Source organism: Okeania sp. SIO1H4, assembly GCF_010672695.1.
GTDB classification, from domain to species: Bacteria; Cyanobacteriota; Cyanobacteriia; order Cyanobacteriales; family Microcoleaceae; genus Okeania; species Okeania hirsuta.
In genome coordinates, this window is the sequence record NZ_JAAHGB010000091.1 from 1 (window position 1) to 21,829 (window position 21,829).

13 protein-coding genes, 1 tRNA gene and 1 pseudogene are annotated in these 21,829 nt (G+C 36.5%); 11 read left to right on the plus strand and 4 right to left on the minus strand.

Going from position 1 to position 21,829, the window contains the following annotated elements; all coding sequences use genetic code 11:
• A pseudogene (locus F6K06_RS30105) lies at window positions 1-127 on the minus strand (photosystem II D2 protein (photosystem q(a) protein)); the annotation flags it as partial.
• Between the two features lie 1,352 nt (window positions 128-1,479).
• Here F6K06_RS30105 and F6K06_RS30110 point away from each other — a divergent pair.
• The 5 genes from F6K06_RS30110 (at window position 1,480) to F6K06_RS30130 (ending at window position 4,424) form a co-directional block, all read left to right on the plus strand.
• Complete coding sequence (locus F6K06_RS30110; protein ID WP_124144686.1) at window positions 1,480-1,746, plus strand: hypothetical protein; 267 nt, start codon at window positions 1,480-1,482, stop codon at window positions 1,744-1,746.
• On the plus strand, window positions 1,743-2,423 hold the full coding sequence (locus tag F6K06_RS30115) for an energy-coupling factor ABC transporter ATP-binding protein (protein ID WP_124144687.1): 681 nt from the start codon (window positions 1,743-1,745) through the stop codon (window positions 2,421-2,423). The genes F6K06_RS30110 and F6K06_RS30115 overlap by 4 nt, the downstream gene beginning before the upstream one ends.
• Window positions 2,424-2,945: 522 nt before the next feature.
• Window positions 2,946-3,491 (plus strand): NYN domain-containing protein, encoded by a 546-nt coding sequence (locus F6K06_RS30120; RefSeq protein ID WP_124144688.1) that lies wholly within the window; start codon window positions 2,946-2,948, stop codon window positions 3,489-3,491.
• Between the two features lie 156 nt (window positions 3,492-3,647).
• Window positions 3,648-3,719 (plus strand) — tRNA-Asn (locus F6K06_RS30125).
• A 243-nt stretch (window positions 3,720-3,962) separates the two neighbouring features.
• A complete protein-coding gene (locus F6K06_RS30130) occupies window positions 3,963-4,424 on the plus strand; it encodes an aminotransferase class V-fold PLP-dependent enzyme (protein ID WP_240038923.1) in 462 nt (153 codons plus the stop codon).
• A gap of 321 nt (window positions 4,425-4,745) precedes the next feature.
• On the opposite strand, the gene F6K06_RS30135 is transcribed toward F6K06_RS30130, so the two are convergent.
• The gene (locus F6K06_RS30135) at window positions 4,746-5,003 is read right to left on the minus strand and encodes a DUF1830 domain-containing protein (RefSeq protein ID WP_124144689.1); all 258 of its coding nucleotides are present in this window, start codon (window positions 5,001-5,003) and stop codon (window positions 4,746-4,748) included.
• 197 nt (window positions 5,004-5,200) lie between these two features.
• A complete protein-coding gene (hemW, locus tag F6K06_RS30140; protein WP_287245092.1) occupies window positions 5,201-6,508 on the minus strand; it encodes a radical SAM family heme chaperone HemW in 1,308 nt (435 codons plus the stop codon).
• A 461-nt stretch (window positions 6,509-6,969) separates the two neighbouring features.
• Here hemW and F6K06_RS30145 point away from each other — a divergent pair, with 461 nt between their 5' ends.
• The 6 genes from F6K06_RS30145 to F6K06_RS30170 all read left to right on the plus strand — a co-directional run bounded on the left by F6K06_RS30145 (window position 6,970) and on the right by F6K06_RS30170 (window position 15,912).
• Complete coding sequence (locus tag F6K06_RS30145; protein WP_124144691.1) at window positions 6,970-8,049, plus strand: PIN/TRAM domain-containing protein; 1,080 nt, start codon at window positions 6,970-6,972, stop codon at window positions 8,047-8,049.
• Between the two features lie 212 nt (window positions 8,050-8,261).
• Window positions 8,262-10,244 carry an efflux RND transporter periplasmic adaptor subunit gene (locus F6K06_RS30150; RefSeq protein WP_124144692.1) on the plus strand — a complete coding sequence of 661 codons (1,983 nt, stop codon included), beginning with the start codon at window positions 8,262-8,264 and terminating at the stop codon, window positions 10,242-10,244.
• Window positions 10,245-10,370: 126 nt separating this feature from the next.
• On the plus strand, window positions 10,371-10,595 hold the full coding sequence (locus F6K06_RS30155) for a Uma2 family endonuclease (RefSeq protein WP_240038924.1): 225 nt from the start codon (window positions 10,371-10,373) through the stop codon (window positions 10,593-10,595).
• 85 nt (window positions 10,596-10,680) lie between these two features.
• Window positions 10,681-11,898 carry an ABC transporter permease gene (locus F6K06_RS30160; RefSeq protein WP_124144694.1) on the plus strand — a complete coding sequence of 406 codons (1,218 nt, stop codon included), beginning with the start codon at window positions 10,681-10,683 and terminating at the stop codon, window positions 11,896-11,898.
• Between the two features lie 600 nt (window positions 11,899-12,498).
• Window positions 12,499-13,269 carry an ABC transporter ATP-binding protein gene (locus F6K06_RS30165; protein ID WP_287244808.1) on the plus strand — a complete coding sequence of 257 codons (771 nt, stop codon included), beginning with the start codon at window positions 12,499-12,501 and terminating at the stop codon, window positions 13,267-13,269.
• 345 nt (window positions 13,270-13,614) lie between these two features.
• Window positions 13,615-15,912, plus strand: coding sequence for a hypothetical protein (locus F6K06_RS30170; RefSeq protein ID WP_287244806.1), 2,298 nt, complete (start codon window positions 13,615-13,617; stop codon window positions 15,910-15,912).
• A gap of 804 nt (window positions 15,913-16,716) precedes the next feature.
• Here F6K06_RS30170 and F6K06_RS30175 read toward each other — a convergent pair.
• A complete protein-coding gene (locus tag F6K06_RS30175) occupies window positions 16,717-20,280 on the minus strand; it encodes a family 10 glycosylhydrolase (protein ID WP_287244803.1) in 3,564 nt (1,187 codons plus the stop codon).
• Window positions 20,281-21,829 lie beyond the last annotated feature (1,549 nt).

The window sequence follows — 21,829 nt, forward strand, 5'->3', positions numbered from 1 at the left end:
GGAATGCACATGGGAACAAGAGTATACCAGACCAGCCTACAAATACGAAGCGATCGCGTTTCAGCCAGTCATCCAGGACATCAAATGGTCCTCTTTGACTCTGCGGGCGTCCGACTGCTACAGTCATTACGGAATTCTCCAAATAATTATGATAACTACAGGTAACGTTTTTATCTCAACCTTCTCTTAATAATTATTGTTCTGCCATAGCAGAATATGAGAGGTTTTGTAAACATTGTTTAAATTTCTTTACCTTAGTTATCATTATATAGATAATTTCTCGTTGGAGCAACAAAAAAAAATAGTTTTTAGAGACGATTTGTTTTTTATATTTTAGATTTAGACTTTGAAGTTAAGTATTCTCAATGGTTATGGGGCAAGCTCAGATAACTTTGTTTAAATCTTATAGGGAATCAAGAGCTGTGCCAAAAGTATTCAAAGTACAGATTGGCAGTTGGATAAGTATTTAAAATGGACAATGTTAATAGTTGATAAAAATATAGTCACATAAGACATATTCTTCGGATCGCAGGTGTCACCCTGACCCTCGTGAACTTCAAAACCCTCTATCCAATAGTCAAAGACAAAAGGGAGCTGCTTTTTTGATTATATTAACAGACCCGTTCACGCACCTTATTGATTAATCCTTTGCTGGCGGTACGATACAAACCTACTGGACCGACACACCTTAAATGGTGCATTAGATTCAATTCAAAAGTCAAAAGTCAAAAGTAAGAATTTTCAAGTTAAAAGCTAATGCACAATTTTAGCTGTGTCAGTCCACTACTGTTGTGTCAAGCCTAAAATAGGGTAATAGGAAAATGGCAAAATCTAAACTATATATTGTTTTTGTCCAAAACCCTAGGGCGTGTCATCAATTAAAAATTTGACAAAATGGGTATTGTATGGTTTGTGGAGATGGCGATCGCTATGCCAATAAAATGACTGATTCTACCTGTAGGAATTCCTCCCAGAAAGTTTACTGAACGTTTATCTTATCTAGTAGCGATCGCTCTATATTGTTTGAGAAGGCGCGAAAAAATTTTCAATTCATAGACGTGCTTGATACAATATCTCATCGTAATTACGAAGTTCACGCGCAGTTTTTTTTCGGAGGAATCACTACTTCTTTTCCTCTGTAGGTCAAAGGCTCTATCACCTGCTCCTCGGCATCATTTGTTATTCCTGATAGTTATTATTCATAAGCATATTATAATTTTAATGTCAACCTCTTTAATTGATGACACGCCCTAATACAACATTTAAAGCTTAACAGGCCACTACGCAAGATTCTGTGATGGTAATTTAGCCTTGAATTCTCAGCCAACTTGATTAGGGCATGAAACGTATGGCCGAGAGTTATTAAATTTTGTCAAATACTTAGTCGCTCTTTTGTACAAATTCACGAAGATATTTGACATTGTTTGAATATATATGACTATATTTATGTATAACGTTTATTATACTTATCACTAAGAAATGTTCACTATTGACATTATTGTGAAATATACCCCCGCACCATTTTCAGTACAACGTAAGTTAGCTGAGGATGCTGAAGCTGTTTATCAACAAGTCCTTGAGTCTATTCGTTCTGGTAATCCTCAAGTTATAGAACTTACTTGTGAGAAAATGCCTGATAAAAAGATTGCTATACTAGCCAGTGAAATTTCTGGTGTCCAGATTTCCCAAAAATCTGGTGCTGCAGCTACTGGAAGACCACCTGGTTTTGTTGCTCTGACACAATGAACCCTAGGGATAACAGTATTCAAATTACTCGTCCAGCGATTGTAGTACAAGACCTTTGTTTTGATTGGCCTAATGGTAGTCAGGTTTTACGTTCTTGTTCTCTAAAAGTACCTAAAGGAGAATTCTGGATGCTCTTGGGTACTAATGGTAGTGGTAAATCAACTTTGTTAAGGGTATTGGCAGGACTTTTGTTTCCTCAGTCTGGAAAAATTCATTTTGAAGGGCGAATGGGTTTTGTTTTCCAAAATCCTGACCATCAATTGGTGATGCCTACTGTGGGAGCAGATGTTGCTTTTGGACTGGTTGAAGAGAGACTTTCTCAACTTCAAATTCGTCATCGGGTAGAAGATGCTTTAACAGCAGTCAATCTTTTAGATTTACAAAGGCGTCCTATATATGCTTTAAGCGGGGGTCAAAAACAAAGGATAGCGATCGCTGGAGCTATTGCTCGTAATTGTGACATCTTGCTGTTGGACGAACCTACTGCTTTACTTGACCCAGACAGTCAATTAGATTTGGTCACTCAAGTTCAAAGCTTGGTGAAAAACAGAGGTATTACTGCTCTGTGGGTTACTCATCGTCTAAATGAGCTGGATTATTGTGATGGAGCATTTGTATTAGATCGAGGTCAAGCAGTAATACAGAAACCCGAAACTGTTGAAGAAAAGTTTGAGTGACATCCTCCCGATGCTGACTTTTACATTGATGATTTTAGTGGGGGGTTGAACGGATCAAATCAGCTTGGGGGAGTCCATGTATCCCGGCGCTAATCTTTCAGATATAGCGCGGGACTTAGAGCTGCCCCTAGCACCCTCAATCAGTTAAATATTTGGCTTAAACTTGAACTTCCTAATCTACATTACTCTCAAAGATACAAAGATACAAAGTATTAAGAAGGAGGAATGGTAGATAGGGATGATAGTAGAAATAGAAAAAATCAAACTAGGCAGATAGTGATTCGATACCTCCCTGAGATAAAACTTTAATCTCCAAAAAATAGGTTAAGAAGAATCAATGTCCTTGTGGAAAATATTAATCTATAGAAAATTTATCTCACTATTACAGTAAAATTTCTGATCCTTAAACTCTCAAGCTTTGAAAGTTTAGGGATTATTTTTTTTGACCACTATAGAATCTGAATAAATGTTATATTACATTAGTATTTGTTAACATTCTGTGGAGAATTATCCCTTTGAATCATGTCACGCTCTTTAAGACGAAAGGTTATGCTCGTAGATGGCTATAATGTTATTGGTATCTGGCCTCGCCTCCAAGAAAGCTTTAGGATTCATGGCTTGGAAACAGCAAGACGAGATTTGATAGAAGCGATGGTAAATTATAGTGCTAGTCAAGATTTGAATACTCGTATAGTATTTGATTCTCAATACCAGTATACTCCTACAGTTAAAGAGGTTATTACCGATCGTTTATCTGTTTATTATACAGAATTCGGCCAGACAGCAGATACATATATAGAGAAAGCTTGTGCTAATCTTCGTCAAGAGATGCGCCTGTCTAAGAGTAGGTTAATTGTTGCGACTTCAGATCGTGTTCAACAACTTACTGTGGTAGGTTATGGTGCAGAATGGATATCTTCTCAACAGCTTGCCCATGACATTGAAAGTGTAGCAAGTAGCGTTCGGCGTAGATGTCAACGAAGCAAAAGAACATCAGGCCGTTTTTTGGCTAATTACCTAGACCTAGAGTCTCAAAAGCGCCTAGCTGAACTAAGAATGGGTAAATAGCTTTTACTTATTACCATAATAATACCTGAAAGTCAAATTAGTTTAATAAAACTAAATTATTATAACTATTAATAAAAAAAATATAAAAAAGGGTTGCAAAATATGTTGAGTTAGGGTTAAGATTAGTAATCGTAGCTCAGAGATAAAGTTACATATTCCTCGGTAGCTCAGCGGTAGAGCGGTCGGCTGTTAACCGATTGGTCGCAGGTTCGAATCCCGCCCGGGGAGTTTAAAAATTTTAGGTTCTTGACCTAGAGAATAGTTAGTAGTTCTATTTTTATACTAAAATCTTAAGTTCAAGATTCTAGAACTAATAAATTAATGTTTCAGTACGAACATACCAATAACTAGCCTCTATATTGGTCTGTTAACCAAAATGTTACTTTTCTCAATCATGGGTCTTTTGAAGCATGTCCATTGCAGGTATTGACAGCTCAGATGAGACTGCAGGAACAGTTGGAAACATAAGCAGTGCATTTTTTTGTCCGAGAGTTTCAAACTCTACTGGATGAAGGTAAAGAAAAGTTAGCAAAATTTGTAGGTACAAAGTCAGAGAAGTTAGTATTTGTTCCAAATGCAACCACTGGGATAAATGCAGTATTACGCTCACTCAACTTTTCCCCCACCGATGAGTTATTAACCACAGACCAAGAATACAACGCTTGTCGTAATGCCCTGAATTTTGTTAGCGATCGCACAGGTGTAAAAGTGATAGTCGCATCTCTACCTTTTCCAGTAGAGTCTCCGCAACAAATAATTGAAGCAGTTATCAAACATATTTCACCAAGAACAAAACTCGCATTGCTTGACCACATTAGTAGTCAAACACCATTTGTATTTCCCATTAAACAACTGGTAAAAGAATTAGCTAAACGAGGTGTGGATACATTAGTAGATAGATGGTGCTCATGCAGTGGGGATGATTCCACTTAATTTAGAGGAAATAGGGGCATCTTATTATACGGGAAATTGTCATAAAACGCTACAGTTACTTCACAAAAGCTGAAAGTTGAGCAAGAGAGTAAAAAAGCAATTTTATCTGAAATACAAGTATACAAATAATTATGTAATCTTCCCATCCCCAATATATTTATCAATCATCTGTTGAGTGCTGAAATGCTGATAGCTAGTTAACAATAGTTGACCTAAGTCGATCCATAACAATAGTTAGTGATCAATCTAAAAAAAATATCAATCACTAACTATTTCCTACTTACCTGATGAAACTAATTTTGAGTACTTTTCAACTGTTACTTACTCATCAACTTTCAAGTCCTTGCACAAAAAATGTTCACACCTAATTTCAGCATTTTCTATGCTTTGATGAATTTCTAATTCTGCTTCTGGAACTGCTTCAAATAAGAAACGTTCTCCTGGGAAAACAGTATGTTCCCAATATTCATTTTGAGGATTACTAATTCTAGCAATCTGTATCTTGTGAGTAGTATTCACATAGAAACAAAGAATTTTTTGAACTTGTTTTTTTGGTAGTCTATCTAGTGCTATAGTCACAGTTTTTCATTCCCTCTAAGTTTTTGTTGCCGATTAGCAACCCTACTGAACCTTGATATCTTTGAGTGCCAATACAATTATTATAAACTAATAGGGATCGCTTCAGCACATTTTTAATTACTTTTGTTGAAGAAAATTAATTAGGCTTAAATCGTCCACTATAAACCTATTATTTTACCAGTATAAATGCTCATATTTTAGTACTCCATACTGATAGAATTACTCAGTTTACTAAATAACGTCGATAAAACTGTATTGGAGAACAAAAAACCTTCAGGATCGGTTAACCTCAAATATCCTTCTACTGGAAATTTTTGGTTGTTTGAGAATAAGGTTACTATACCTTTTGGATTAATTAATTCTACCCACCCTAACTTTTGATAGGGTTGCAAATAGATTAATATTTGATCTACAGTTTGTTGACCAAAACGCTGAGATAATGTTGATAGATTTATCCCATCTGCCAAGCGAAATCCTAACATTAGTGTTTCTAACAAACACTCCTGATTAGCTTCTAAGCAGTTATTAGATGTATCAATACCCTGATGTTTAAAACTACGATCTTGAAGCGATAGCTTGTATTGCCTATCGACAGATTGCACCCATTGATAATATTCTTTGCGTGTAGGTGGTCGGGTAAATCTTTCCCCTGCTACATAACTTGCTGCACCCATACCAAAGCCATAATAAGGAAGATTTTCCCAGTAGACTCGATTATGACCACACTGATAATTTGGCTTGGCGTAATTAGATATCTCATAATGTTCATATCCTGAAATTGATATTAACTGCTGTGCCATTCGATACATTTGAGCAGTTGTTTCATCTGTAGGTAAAGGAGGATTACCAGGTTGATAATAACGTCCAAAAGCTGTTACAGCTTCTACTACGAGGTCGTAACTAGATATATGAGTTGGGGAAATAGCAATTCCTGCTTCTAAAGAAGTTTGCCATTGTTCTAGAGTTTGATGTGGCAGTCCCGAAATTAAATCTATGCTGAAATTAACAATTCCTGCTTGATGTAATATGTCTACTGCTTTGTAAATATCCGAGACATTGTGGGTTCTCCCACAAACGTTTAATAACTCATCTTGAAATGCTTGTACCCCTAAACTAACTCGATTTATCCCTAGGAATTTATATCCTCGTACCTGTTCTAAGTCAAAAGTTCCTGGGTCCATTTCTATAGAGATTTCAGCATTGGCCACAATTCTAAATTTTTGTTCTAGGGCGTCTAGAATCCGGTTCAATTGACTAACTGACAAAAGAGAGGGTGTACCACCGCCAAAGAAAATAGTTTCTAGGGGTCGGTCAAAAGATTTTGTAATGTTTATTTCCTCACAAATTACCTCCACATATTCTTGAATAGGAGAAAAATTATCACCTCTTTTATTATCGCCCACTACAGAAATCGGAAAATCACAGTAATAGCACCGCCGTCGGCAAAAAGGTATATGGACATAAGCCGAACTAGGGATATAGTAATTTCCGATTGGCCTTTTCATTACAAAATATATTCTTATATAAAACTATCTTAAACAATTATGAATTTAATTAAGAGTAGTAGTACAGTAAATTATCAAAAACTAATGCCGATCAATAGAAATATTATTTAAGTAAAAAGTAAAAAAAATAACTTTAAGATATAACCGTATGACTACTTCAAAGACGTAATATTAAAAATGTTGTCATTAAAACCAAAGTAAAAATAATCACATCATCTTTGCTACAAGATAGATTTTATACTTTAGTAGGAACTGTGAAAAGCAAAGTTCATTATGAATAGCTTCAAAATTTTTATGAGTTGAGGAAGCTGAGAACAAGAAAACTCTAAAGAATGGAACATTTACTTGAAGATATAATAGAAGCAACATTGAGCAGCCCAAAAATTATGGTTATCAGTCACTATTGCTGAGTACCTACTGGGAAAATCTCTATATCTATATCTATAAAACAAACTAAAAAAATGCTTGACGCAATCATTATCATTTCATTTGTACTCGCTGGAGCAGGAATAGGATTCTATAGCATAGAACTATTACCCCCCAATGTATTATTAGAAGTTACCAATATTGAAGGTTTACGTTCAGTATTAGCTGCTTTTACCTCCTTGATTGGCTTTGTATTGGGATTGGTATTTCAAACTACATATCGACGAGTGGAAGCAAAAGTCACCCAGATGCCAGTTGACTTATTATTAACTCGAGCAATAGGATTAGTCATTGGACTATTAGTGGCAAACTTAATGCTAGCGCCACTCTTTTTACTTCCTATTCCAGAGGAATTTAGCTTTATTAAGCCTCTTATAGCAGTTTTAGGCAGTGTCATGTTAGGCTTTACAGGAGTTAACGTTGCTGATACTCATGGTCGTGGTTTTTTACGGCTGATCAATCCTAACAGTCTAGATACAGTATTAGTAGCAGAAGGTACTCTTAAGCCTGCTACTACTAAAATTTTGGATACTAGCTGTATTATTGATGGTAGGATAGAAAATTTACTGGAAACAGGTTTTCTTGAGGGGCAAATTCTTGTACCACAGTTCGTTTTACAGGAACTACAACTTATAGCTGATGCTTCTAACGATCAAAAAAGAGTTAGAGGTAGAAGAGGGTTAGACATCTTAAATAGACTTAAAGCAGTTTACCCTTCTCAGATTCAAATTCATTTTGCAGACTATGAAGACATTTCTACAGTAGATGCTAAATTGATTCATTTTGCTCTGGAAATTAATGGTACTTTGTTAACTAATGACTACAATTTGTCTAAAGTTGCTAGTTTACAAAAAGTTCTCGTACTAAATATTAATGACTTGACTCAAGCAGTGCGACCAAGTTATCTACCTGGTGATACTATTGAAATCAAAATTCGTAAAGCAGGGAAAGAGCCATCCCAGGGTATAGGATATCTAGATGATGGCACAATGGTAGTTGTGGAATCAGGTAGTGAATATGTTGGAGATGAAATTAGAGTTATTGTTACCAGTTCGTTACAAACTTCTGCTGGTAGAATGATTTTTGCCCGGACTCAAGAGTCTGCCATAGCTTAATTTTGGTGATAGTTATAATCGCCTGAAAAATGTCTAATAAAATATGCTCAAAAAACAGCCCCAATTTTCTGTATTTCAGATAGTTGGGGTTAATTATAGCAGTTTTCATTAACATAGAATACAGATATTTTGGCTTCTGCCTTACCTTCAAGGTAATCTCCCTTCTAAACCGGATTTAGTATAATTACCAACATTTGAGAAGGAAAAAGATAATGAAAACTAGCTTTCAAGACAGCACAACTCAGACCTTAACTACTCCCCAAGACCAAAATGACCGCAATAAACAATTACCTGTTGAACGCCCCAAGAAGGGAAAAAAATGGGCGATCGCTCTGGTGGCAGCGGGACTCTTAGCTTTATCCACAGGCATCTATTTAGTCCGTAACCAGTCTCAGGGAAAGCAAGAAATCATTGAAACTTTGACTATACCCGTACAAGCTCAAAATATAGTTGTGAGAATTACAGCTAGCGGGGAAGTCCAACCAATACAACGAGTCAACCTTTCTCCCAAAAATCAAGGCCGTTTGGCAGAATTATATGTCGAACAGGGCGATCGCGTCCAAGCCGGCCAAGTTATTGCCCGGATGGAAAGTCGCGACTTAGAAGTTCAACTCCGTCAAGTTCAGGCAAGACTTGAAAGTGCAAAGGCAAATTTGGCAAAACAGGAAACTGGTAGTCGTCCAGAAGAAATTGCTGCTGCTAGAGCGCGTTTAAATCAAGTGGAAGCTCGTCTATCCCAATTGCAAGCTGGTAGTCGTCCAGAAGAAATTGCTGCTGCTAGAGCGCGTTTAAATCAAGTGGAAGCTCGTCTATCCCAATTGCAAGCTGGCAGTCGTCGCGAAGAAATTGCTGTTGCTAGAGCGCGTCTAGATAGAACTCAAGCTAATTTGTCTCAATTACGAGCTGGCAACCGTCGTGAAGAAATAGCTCAGGGGAAGGCACGTTTAGAACAGGCGATCGCTCGTTTGGATGATGCGACGACAGGAAGTCTGAAGGAGGAAATTGAACAAGCTAAGGCTAGAATAGAGGCGACAAAAGCAGAGTTGGAGTTAACGACGAAACGGCAAGTGCGATATCAAAATTTGGCAAGTGAGGGTGCTATTGCTCGTGATGCTTACGAAGAATATGTGAGAGATGACCGCCGAGTTAGAGCTAATTTACGGGAAGCTGAAAAACTTTTGGAACAGTTAACTCAAGCTAGAGGAGCAGAGATAGAGCGTTTAACTGCTGCTGTGGAACAGGAAAAGCAGGCTTTTCAATTGTTGGAAAATGGTACTCGTCCGGAGGAAATTGCTAGAGCAAGAGCTGAAGTTGCGGAAGCTCAAAGTCAGTTGGAGGAGTTGGAAAATGGTACTCGTCCGGAGGAAATTGCTAGAGCAAGAGCTGAAGTTGCGGAAGCTCAAAGTCAGTTGGAGGAGTTGGAAAATGGTACTCGTCCGGAGGAAATTGCTAGAGCTAAAGCTGAAGTTGCAGAAGCTCGCAGTCAGTTGGAGGAGTTGGAAAATGGTACTCGTCCGGAGGAAATTGCTAGAGCAAGAGCTGAAGTTGCTGAAATGGAAGCTCAAGTCCGCTATCAGGAAATTCTGTTGGAAGATACTCAGGTTCGCGCTCCTTTTTCTGGAATTATTACTCAAAGATATGCAACGAAAGGGGCGTTTGTGACACCTGCGACTTCTGCTTCTAATGCGACTTCTGCTTCTTCGACTTCTATTGTTGCTTTAGCTAGAGGTTTAGAGGTTTTGGCAAAAGTTCCAGAAGCAGATATAGGTCAAATTAAATCTGGTCAAAGTGTGGAAATTGTGGCTGATGCTTATCCAGACCAAGTTTTTAAAGGTAAGGTGAAATTAATTGCTCCAGAAGCAATAGTAGAAAGAGATGTCACATTATTTGAAGTGCGAGTTGCTCTGGAAACTGGCAAAGAAAAATTACAGTCAGGAATGAATGTTGATTTACAATTTTTAGGCGATCGCTTGGAGAATGCTTTAGTTGTACCGACAGTAGCGATCGTTACTAATAAAGGAGAGACTGGGGTATTAATTCCTGATGAGAAAAATCAACCAAAGTTTCAGTCTGTTACTCTTGGTTTTAGTGTTGGTAATCAAATACAGATTTTGCAAGGAATAAAAGCTGGGGAAAGAGTTTTTATCGAACTACCAGAAGGTAAAAAGTTAGAAGATATTTTTGGTAATAGGTAATATAGCAGAAGGAAGAAGGAAGAAGGAAAAATCCTGTGTTGCATGAGTTTTAAGCTTTTGATATGTCCGCGCCCTTTCCTTCGACTGCTCCGCTTTATTATTACTATTGTTGGGGGTATTGCCGGTATGTATAAACACAACACCAATGTGTTTGTTGCCGGAGACTTATTTTGGTATCCCAAACACAGACAACCTTGGGTAAAACAAGCTCCTGATGTGATGGTAGTTTTCGGTCGTCCTCAAGGAGATAGACGTTCCTATAAACAGTGGGAAGAAGAGAATATTCCTCCCCAAGTAGTATTTGAAATTGCTTCTCCTAGCAACAGTATTACTGAATTGACTAACTCCTGACTCCTTCCTCGTTATTTATTTTATAACTATTCAACCGGACATGATATAAGTCCTAGTTACTTTACCCTTTACCAATTTCCTAATTATGAACATCTTAGAAAGCATAAAAATGGCAACTACAACGCTGCTAACTAATAAAGTTCGCAGTAGCTTAACCATGTTAGGTATTATCATCGGTAATGCTTCCGTTATTGCCATGATTGGAATTGGCGAAGGAGCGCAAAAATTTGTTAACAATCAGATTACTTCTCTCGGACCAAATGTTCTATTTATTGTGCCAGGAAGTCCTGAAGCTCAAAGACAACCTGTTCTTCGGCCACAAACATTAGTATTGGCAGATGCAGAGGCGATCGCTTCTCAAGTTCCAACTGTTAAGGAGGTTGCTCCTATTCTTAATGCTAACGAATTAGTTAGCTACCGAAATAAAAATGCATCATCCAGCTTAACTGGTACAACTCCAGAATTCTTAACTGTCAGAAATTTTGATGTCGCCAAAGGTAGATTTTTGACAAATTTAGATTTACAACGACAAGAAAATATAGTAGCTTTGGGTTCAGAATTAGCAGAACAATTATTTGGTAATGAAGATCCAATTGGTAAACGAGTACGCATTAAAAATACTAGCTTACAAGTCATTGGAGTAATGGCATCTAAAGGAACTAATCTCGGCAACAATGAAGATATGAGCGCTTTTATTCCTATTACTACTATGGCAAATAGAATTGTTGGCAGGTCTTCTCCTTATGGCACTCAAGTAAGTTTAATTTCTGTATCGGTAAAGGATGAAGATAGTATGAAAGCTGCCCAGTTTCAGATAGAAAATCTGTTACGACTGCGACATAAAATTATTTATGAGGATGATTTTACTGTCAGAAGTCAGCAAGATTTATTGCAAACTTTAGGAGGTATTACGGCAGCTTTGACTTTATTATTGGCAGCTACGGCGGCGGTTTCTTTAGTGGTAGGTGGCATTGGTATTATGAATATTATGTTAGTTTCGGTGACGGAAAGAACTAGAGAAATAGGGTTAAGAAAAGCTATTGGTGCTTCTCAGAAAGATATTTTAGTTCAGTTTATAATTGAGTCGGTGATTTTGTCTATTGTGGGTGGATTAATTGGTACTGGAATTGGTGTGAGTGGAGTGTTAATTTTAAGTATTTTAACTCCTTTAGAAACAGGTATTCCTGTAACAGCGATCGCTATTGCTTTTGGTGTTTCTGGTGCTATTGGTTTGTTTTTTGGAGTTGTTCCTGCAAAACAAGCGGCTAAATTAGATCCTATTGTGGCTTTGAGAAGCATTTAGGTAATTAATAATTAATAATGAATAATTATATTATGTCTGGTTGATTACTTATAAACAAAATGATGGAGGAGTCAACCCACCCCTCGCCCCTCCCCCTCCCAGGAGGGGAAGTCAGGAGGACCGAGTCAGGAGGGAAGAAAGAAGCAAGAAATAAGAGGAGGAAAAGGAGGAAGTTTTTTTGGTCATGTAAGCGGAACGGAGTTCTATAGTTAATTATCCGGACATGATATTACTATACAAGTAAGCATTCAGCTATCAGCTATCAGCATTTGAAAGAAAGAATTAAGCAATGGCCAAGGTTAGCTGAAAGTACTATTTCATTTCCTGTGGAATGCTGCGCAAACATAATTTTTCATTCTCCTTGAATACTAATTCCTTCTTCCAAGATAATTAATAACTCATAGCTGATAGCTGATAGCTGACTGCTGAATGCTTACCTATACAAAGCAAATGTGCTGAAAATAACTCGTTGTTAAAAATTACCGAAAAATTCGGTCTAAAGCCTTCCCTTAAAAGAGGATAAAAAAAGATAATATTCCTTATGTTAAACCTCTTTATTGCAGAGGTACTGATAACTGATAACTGATAACTGAAATTACTATGCAATACAAATATTCTGAAAATAATTCGTTAATTCTCCCAGAGAATAAAACCAAAAAACCAGTCATTGTCGGATTAGAAAATATCGCCAAAATTTATGTGATGGGTGATGTAGAAGTTCGTGCTTTAAATGGTGTTAGTTTAACTATTGAAGAAGGAGAATATTGTTCTATTATGGGAGCATCGGGTTCTGGTAAATCTACCTGTATGAATATTATTGGTTGTCTTGATCGCCCTACATCTGGTAATTATTATCTCGATGGTTTAGATATAGCTAATACTTTAGAAAAAGACTTAGCTAAAATTCGCAATCTCAAAATTGGATTTGTCTTCCAACAATTTCATTTATTACCACAAATAACAGCTCTCGATAACGTTATTTTACCCATGCTTTATGCCGGAATTTCTAGTAAGGAAAGAAAAGAAAGAGCAGCAGAAGCTTTAAAACGAGTGGGACTAGAAAATCGGATGAATAATAAACCCAATCAACTATCAGGAGGACAACAACAAAGAGTAGCGATCGCTCGTGCAATTGTTAATCGTCCAGTATTATTATTAGCAGATGAACCGACGGGTGCTTTAGATACTAAAACTACTCAAGAAGTGTTAGATATTTTCACAGAATTAAATGCTAGTGGAATTACGGTAGTAATGGTGACTCACGAACCAGAAGTGGCAAAACAAACTAAGCGTGTTGTTTGGTTTAGTGATGGTAAAGTTGTTAATTCAAATTTGAATCCTAAAGATTTGCATACTTCTAGTTATTTTTAAAGGAGTCAGGAGTCAGGAGTCATTTCATGTCCAGTTGAATACTTATTATTAAGATAGTAGGGGAGCGGGGGAGTAGGGGGGTAGGGGAGTAGGGGAGTAGGGAAAATAGAAAGATTTACTGTTGAAGCACTGATGATAAGTTTTTTCATCACGCTCTTATCCGGACATGATACCAGGAGGGAAGAAAGAAGCAAGAAGAAAGAGGAGAAAGTTTTTTTTATCGCTAATTATTCGGACATAGTTTTATATCTTAAAATTCAGCCACAGAAGAATACTATTTTATAAATCCTCAGCTTTTTAGCAACTAATATTTCTATAAAATAATCAAAATTATCTATTTTTTCTATGCACCAAACATTTATTGATTTAGACGAATTAATTCTACTTTGTAGAGATAAATCATCTCAAAAGTTTATTCAAGAAGCTGTCGCTTGTTATCGAGCTGGAGCATTTCGTTCATGTATAGTATCTACCTGGAATGCAGTAGTATTTGATTTTCTCCATAAGTTGAGGGAACTAGAACTTTTTGGGGATAAAAAAGCTCCCTTATTATTGCAAGAATTTGAGAAATTACGTTCAGCTGAAAATTTCAAAGACCTTTGGCAATTTGAGTCAAATATTCCAGAAAAAGCACATCAAGAATTTGAATTAATTTCACCTGTAGAAAGGTTAGATATTGAAAGGTTATTTCAGGATAGAAGTCGGTGTGCTCATCCATCAATGACATCTTTAGAAGAGCCTTTTGAAGCTACAGCAGAATTAGCTCGCTATCATTTACGAAGTGCAATAACTCATCTTTTACAACGTCCTCCTGTTCAAGGTCGTGCTGCTAGTAAAAGGATTTTTGAAGATATTAAATCTGAATATTTTCCTGTTAACTCGGAAGAAGCTATTAAGTATTTTCAAGCAAGTCCATTAGCTCGTGCAAGGTTTACTTTAATTCAAGATATTGTTATTGGTTTAACTAAAAGTCTGTTAATAGAAAATTTGCCGGAATTAGAAAGAGAACGACAATTTTCGGCTTTAACTGCTGTGTCAAAAATGTATGCTCCAGAAACAGGAAAAATATTAAATGAGAAGTTGTCTGGAATTATTATTAATAAAGTAGATGATGATAACTGGGATAAAGTAATAATTTACTTGGCAAAAATTACAGTTTGGGAAAGTTTAAGCGAACCATGCAAATTAAAAGCCCAAAATTTTGTTAAAAAGCTGGAAGTGTATGGGGGAAATAATTCTTTTTTAAGTGGTGTAGATAGACTTTCACCAAATCTCAAAATTCTAATTAAAGCAGCTCATATAGATTTTTTAAGAGACTATGTAATTAAGAAGTTTGATAAAATTCCTGTAAAAGATATCTTGTCATTACATGATATTTGTGGAGATAATTTGTTCCAAACAAAAATAATTTTACCTAGTCTGATAAAATCAGCTCCGGAAGCAAGTTTAAATGAACTATTTTTAATAAGAATAAAGACTCCATTAGTATTTGATGAAACTATTTTATCTTGTATCAAGGAAAAAGCTAAATTTTCATCTTTGAATGATTTAGCTGATATTATGTCAAATTATGATTATGAATTGTGGCAAGATTTGATTCGGGATTTACTAGAAGAGAAAATTATCAATGCTGATTTTGATGAATTACTTTCAGCCAAGTCAAAATATAAATCATCAGGAAAGTCAAAACCTGAAATTATTGAACTGTTTGATAATTGTATTAATGAAAAAATCCTAGAAGTTGATTTTGACGTTCTACTTAAATCATCAACATATTGGTGTGAGATTGAGGCAGAAAAATTAATACTTTATTTGAAAAATCCTCTGCCAGAAAGAGTTGATTTTATAGAACTACTTCTAGCTAAATCAAAATATAAATTATCAGGAAAATCAAAGCCTGAAATTGTTGAACTGCTTGATAGTCGTATGAATGAAATATTAGTAGCAGTACCCTTTAATGATTTACTTGAATATTCAAAATACTGGGGTGAGGTAGAGCTAGAAAAGTTAATCCTTTATTTGGAAAAAAACCTGCCAAAAATAGTTGATTTAGACCGATTAGTTTACGCAAAATTAAAATATAAATCATCAAGAAAGTCAGTACCAGAAATTATTGAAGTATTTGATAATTGTATTGCCGATAAAATCAAAGAAATACCTTTTAGTGATTTACTAGAATTCCTAGTATGCGGTCGAGAAATAATTTATGAAATAGATGCGCCAATAATTCCTGAAAAATTAGTTATACCTGAAAAATTACTTATACCTATTTTGAAAAATAATGTTTCAGCAATAATTACTCATTTTACAGAATCTTCTAATTTTGCTGATGCTAATAAACGTTCAGAACTTCTAATAATGATTGCTGAAGAACTAAAAGAGCATCAATGGAAGTTTATTTTAACAGCATTTTTTGATAATAATCAAATCTACAATGCACGGGGCTGTCTAGCAGATTTTCGCAAATTATTTGAGAAATCTTTAGAGCTAAATAATAATTCTGTACAACCTTACTGCTTGCCTTTTCGAGAGAAACTAAATCAATTGAATGGATATCAAAAGGAAATAATATTTATAAATAATTTCAAGCTACTAATTGATGATTACTTAACTCCCGAACAAAAAAATCAACTGAATAATTAATTGTAATTAAATTTAGGCATAAACTCTACCTGTACGCTCAGTTGCAACTGAGCTAACACCACGGTAATAATTAAAAGAGTATGCCAACAAATATCACTATTAACGTAAGCATTTCCTGCGGACTGCTGCGCAAACAGCTATTAGCAGTCAGCTATTCCTACGGAATGCTACGCAAACAGCAATTAATAATTAATAATTACTTCTCAGGTTGAGTCCGGAGACTTTGACAGTAACTTTTTATTGAAACTCAATTTCAAAGGTTGCTTTTACCTTTCCCAACATTAATTAATAGCTGATAGCGGCCTTGTTGCACGAAAGCAGCATTCTTAACATCTATTGCGCAGCTATATCGCTCTGTTTCGTCATTATTGATGTTCTACCGATCTATTGTCCAATAGTTATTGCTCTGCACTGCCAAGCGATCGCTCTGTTTCGTCATTATTGATGTTCTATTGATCTATTGTCCAATAGTTATTGCTCTGCACACAAAGCGATCGCTCTATGAAAGCGATTATTGATGTTCTATTGATCTATTGTCCAATAGTTATTGCTCTGCACACAAAGCGATCGCTCTATGAAAGCGATTATTGATGTTCTATTGATCTATTGTCCAATAGTTATTGCTCTGCTGATTAAAACTCAAAGCCTTTACAGGTAAAAGTTTCAGCCTTTTTCTGTTAAAACATTGATGTTCTATTGATCTATTGTCCAATAGTTACAGCAGTTTCCGCACATTATGAAGTACATATGCGGAGCAAGTGCGACAGCTATATACTTTCATGCAACAAAGCCGCTGAATGCTGATTAAAATCTCCCACTTTTTAACCGCACCCGCTCGCCATAATTTAACAACATTTCCAAAGCAGCTAAACGATTTTGCCAAGTCTGAACTTGATAAGCATTTTCCCTCCCATGAACACTCATAGAACTCCTAAACTGTAACTGAAATCTTCTCAAAGTATTTCTCGCTTTATTCAAATTACTATTATCGGGATTTTCAGCCAATTGATTCAAATCTGCTGCCAATTCCTCAGCCTTAACTCGCCAACTCTCAAGCTCTGACTTCCTCATAGAAAGTTGCTCATTTGCCAACAAAAAACTCCATTCCTTTTTCAAAGCTTGAAAACGGTCTGCTGCTGCTGCAAACGGTTGTCGATAGGGAATAGGACCCTCTACAACATGAGAAGGGTTGGCAAAAGCATTTAACGAAGCTCTATTATTCTTCCCAGTTTCCGGTCCTCCCTGAGTACGAGTCAAAAATCCATGTAACCCCCCAGTAATTCTTTCCGCAGCAAAAATAATGTAACCCCCTGTAGGCAAATCCCTCGCCGCCTGAATTTGGTCAACTGCTACAATTTCAGGAATATTCAAAAGCTTAACTGCAGGCGTTATCAAAGTACTACCTAATACTCGCGTACTTGTCAGCGGTTGTGTAATTTGCTGGAAACGATTCGTATCCAACGCATAAGTCATCGGAGTCAACAAATCAATATCACCCCTGAGAACCCAAGTCTCCCAATCTTGCTGAATTTTATCAAAGCGCTCGTGACGTGGAAAAGGAAACACCGCCGCCGACAAAATCATCCTTGGATACTTCTGTTTGAGAAATCTCGAAGTATCCGCCACAAAACTATTAACTTGATTAATTTTAAACTCAGTCCACTTCCACATATTTTGGCGATCGCGTGAAGAAATCTTCATCGGGTCTATACCATGCAACTGCTGAAACTGTTGACGAGATGTCGTGCTGTAACCATAAGAAAAATTTCGACCAGGATTTTGAAAAGGATAGCGAATATAGTCAAGTTGAATCCCATCAACCTCATAGCGACTAGCAATTTCATCTATTATCTTCAGCAGATATTGCCGAACATAAGGATTAGCAGGGTCCATATAAACCTTGCCATCAGAAGGATGTCTTTTACGACCTTTGTTATCAGTCATCACCCAATCAGGATGAGCCGAAATCACTGGACCTAAATAACTATCTGGCTGACCGAGAGCGCGATTATGGGCCTTATTCCCTACCGCAAACGTCCAAATCCAAGCGTGGATCTCCATCTTCCGCTCGCGAGCCAACTTAACAGCAGACTCAAGTGGGTCCCAGGAAGTTGTCAAAGGATTCTGTCTGGGAGCAACATTACTGGGATAAATTGTGTAACCAGCATTCAGAGTTTCAAAGAAAACAGTATTAATACCAGCAGCAGCAAGTCTGTCAAACACCATTGCTAAACCACGTTCGGAGCGGGCTCGAACAATTGTACCCCTGTCTAACCACACAGCTCTAATTTCAGCTCCTGCTCTTTCCCCATCAGTGGGATAATTCTGCCACAACATTTGCCTTGTTTGCAGCCATTGACTTCTGGCAGTAGCATATTGTTTGGATGCTACCTGTTGGGGGAATCTTTGAATTGCCAAGCGCGCTCGTTCGACTATTTTTTGAGCATTACTTATTTCTCGATTTCTTTGAGCAATAAATGTACTACGATCGCTATTGGTAGCTACCAACCTACCTTCATCTGCTGACAAATTAACTTCTACATTTGCTGACTTAGCTGCAACTAAAGCACTTTCAAATCTACCCAAGAGATTATTTAGCTCTTGCAACATTGCATTAGCTTGTGCTCTGCTAATTGGATAGTTTCCTTGTCTGACTTCCAAACCCGCAGGTGCTGATTCTGATGAAGGGTCTGTTTGCGAGTTTGGTACTTGTCCCTCTGGTGGGGGCAAAGGTCGGAGTATGGCAGCTAGGGGGTTACGGCGAGGGGATGGTGTAGTTGTTTGTTGTCTGGATCTGTTCCAAATATTGCCTCTATTATTATTTGTGGTTTCTGAAGTAGGGTTATCGGTTTCCTTGGTACTGATATTTTCAGTTGTCCGATTTTGTTGTCTGAATCTATTCCAAATACTATCTCTATTATTTTTTGTTGTTTCTGAGCTAGAGTTTTCCAGTGAATTAACAACGTTTTCCTTGGTACTGATATTTTCAGCTTGCTGGTTTTGTCGGTCTATCTGTTCTCGAAATCTGTCCCAAACATTATTACTCTTGGGAACTGTATTTGTCTGTGAGGTTAAATTATTATTTTGACTACCTAATGTTTCTGGTGCTTGGTTTGATTGTGGTGATTTTTGTTCGGTCGTTGTCTGTTGTTGCTGACTTCTTAGCCAAATATTATCTTGCTCCGTAGTCGAGTTTTGAGTTGTCGTAGGAGGTTGATTTATACTTGAATTTACTGGTGCAGTTTTAGGTTGAACTCTTACTTGATTTGTATTTTCAGTGGAGTTTTGAGTTGTAGTAGAAGGTTGATTTGTATTTGAATTTACTGGTGCAGTTCTAGGTTGAACTCTTACTTGATTCGTATTTTCAGTCGAATTTTGAGTTGTGGTAGGAGGTTGATTTGAATTTACTGGTGCAGTTCTAGGTTGAACCTTAACTTGATTTGTCTTTTCAGTCGAGTTTTGAGTTGTCGTAGAAGGTTGATTTTTGTTCGTATTTACTGGTGCAGTTCTAGGTTGAACTCTAACTGGATTTGTCTTTTCAGTCGTTGTTGGTGCAGAGGAAATACGGGGTCTAATTTTAACCGGGTTAGTGCTAGGAGTAATGGGAGCAGTCGGTCTACTATTCGCTGTAGGTAATGGATTATTATTTCTCGCTGTAAATTGTGGCTGACTCTGATAGCGATTTAACACAGCTTGCAACCAAGCACTATCTAACCTTACAGACGTACTACTACCCCAGTTCCAACCGAAGTAAGTTGCTTGAGGAGTAATTACTACCGCTGAAGAACCTGAACTTCCTTTCCAAGTAGCTGCAGTTGTACTGCTTAACCCTGCCGGAATTAATACTCCACCCTCAACAGTATCTTGGTCATTTCCCATCGGTGTCCAACTGGTAGATTTTTTGCAGGCAACATCTAAACAACGATATTTTGCTTCCGGTGTTGTGGGTTGACTCAGAGGAAAGGCCCAGTAAGACCCAAGGAGCGATCGCAATTCTTGCCTTACTCCTGGTTTAGATTTTCTCCCTACCTGGCCACTAGCTATTAATTTCCCTCCCTCTTTTACCCACTCTTCTATAATGTCTACTTGAGTTTGAGTTAAGGTTTCAATGTTTGCTAAAAAGATAACTCTCACCCCAGATAGGTCAGCTACTGTATTAATTTGTCTTAAATAAATTGGTTCATAACTGATACCTAGATTGCGTATTCGTGTAATGATGTTATTCCATTCATCTGTATTTCCATCATCTCGAATTATTCCTAATAAAGTATTAGCTTTACTTGGGGTTGGTAACAGTACAATTAAACTTAGTAAGGCACTTGTTAGGTGGGGAAAAATTTGTTTATATATAGGCTTTTTTTTACTCATTAATCCTCTTAATTTAATTCAAGTAAATATTCAAATAAAATTTATTAACAATTGCTTTCATTAAAAGTTTTTAATTTCATGAGTTATTCGTATTAGATGATTGTTTTTGACACAATGGTTAATACTTTCATCTCTACACTATGAATTAATTGCAATTCTCTACTTTTCTTAAATTCATAAATTTTATATTTATAAATATTAGGCATTTTGATTTCATCTTAAAAATTAATTTATTTAGCAGATTTTAGCCCAGTTTAATCTGTTATCATTAGCTCAAAATATGGTTTAAATAATCAGTATGAAATTAACATATTCAAGATTTTATGTCAAGTTAAAATATTTTTATACTTTTATACACAGAATATAAATAATATAATTTGATAATTGGGTAATAAATAGCTATGTAAAGATGATTTGTAAGCATTCAGACATCAGCTATTGCTTTTAGTTTTACAACAGATTCTACTATAATGAGGTACACTCGTCCCTGGGAACATTCAATTATTAATCTCTGTACCTCATAACTTCGGAAACTGCTGTATATAATGGGACTTACTAATTGAGTCAGAATTTACACTTGCTATCAAAGCTGGCTTTATAGTCTATATCTATTAAAACCTTCTTATGAGAGCTGACAGCTGACAGCGAACTAGCTGTTTGCGCAGCATTCCGTAGGAAATGCTTACGATGATTTTTAGAGGCACTGCTCAAGCACACAAGTATATTTTTTTCCCTACTGCCTACGGACTTTGCATCCAACATTCCGACTCCTTGCTGACAAAAATTAAATTAATTTTGCACAAGTATTTAAATACTTACTAGAATGTTAAAATTGTCTCATTACAGATTAAAATTAAGTAGTGTTTATTTATTCTTTATGAATAAATACAACTAAATTTCAGGAAAAAATTATCTTCAAGTTTCATACCTGATGGCTGTTGGCGCAGCATTCCGCAGGAAATGCTTACAAGTAAACTCCTACATAGTTAAAACTACTATTGATAATTAATAGATAATTACTATGGGTATTTTTAGTATCGATAGGTACAAAAAAAATATATATAAATCTAAATAGCTTTACTGATATAAGTTTTAGCTAGTTTGTAAAATAAAAATTAAAGATTATTGCTAATAATTTTGTAAGCATTCAGCCGTCAGCGCTTCAGCTATAAGTTATTAAATGATTCACACACTCAGGAGGAATTAGTCTCCAAGGACAATTAAGACTTATGAATAACCAGAAAATATTTCTACTCCCAAACCAACATCAACACCTACCCCTCCACCACAACCCAAAATTCCCATTCAGACATTTACCAACGTCACAGTTAACAGTAGATCCCACATTCCGCACGACAAAATGTAGTACACAAAGAGGGGAAAACTTGAGTAAGTATTTAGACTTAATCATAAATAGTAGGAGGCGATGTAGCTGCGGCACTTGCTCCCTCCGCCAACGCAAATCAAGAGGTTAATGATCAATCCCTACCCTAATTTTTTCTGGAATGATGTTGGCTAAAAAGCTGATTGTCAAGGGGTTTTAACTTGC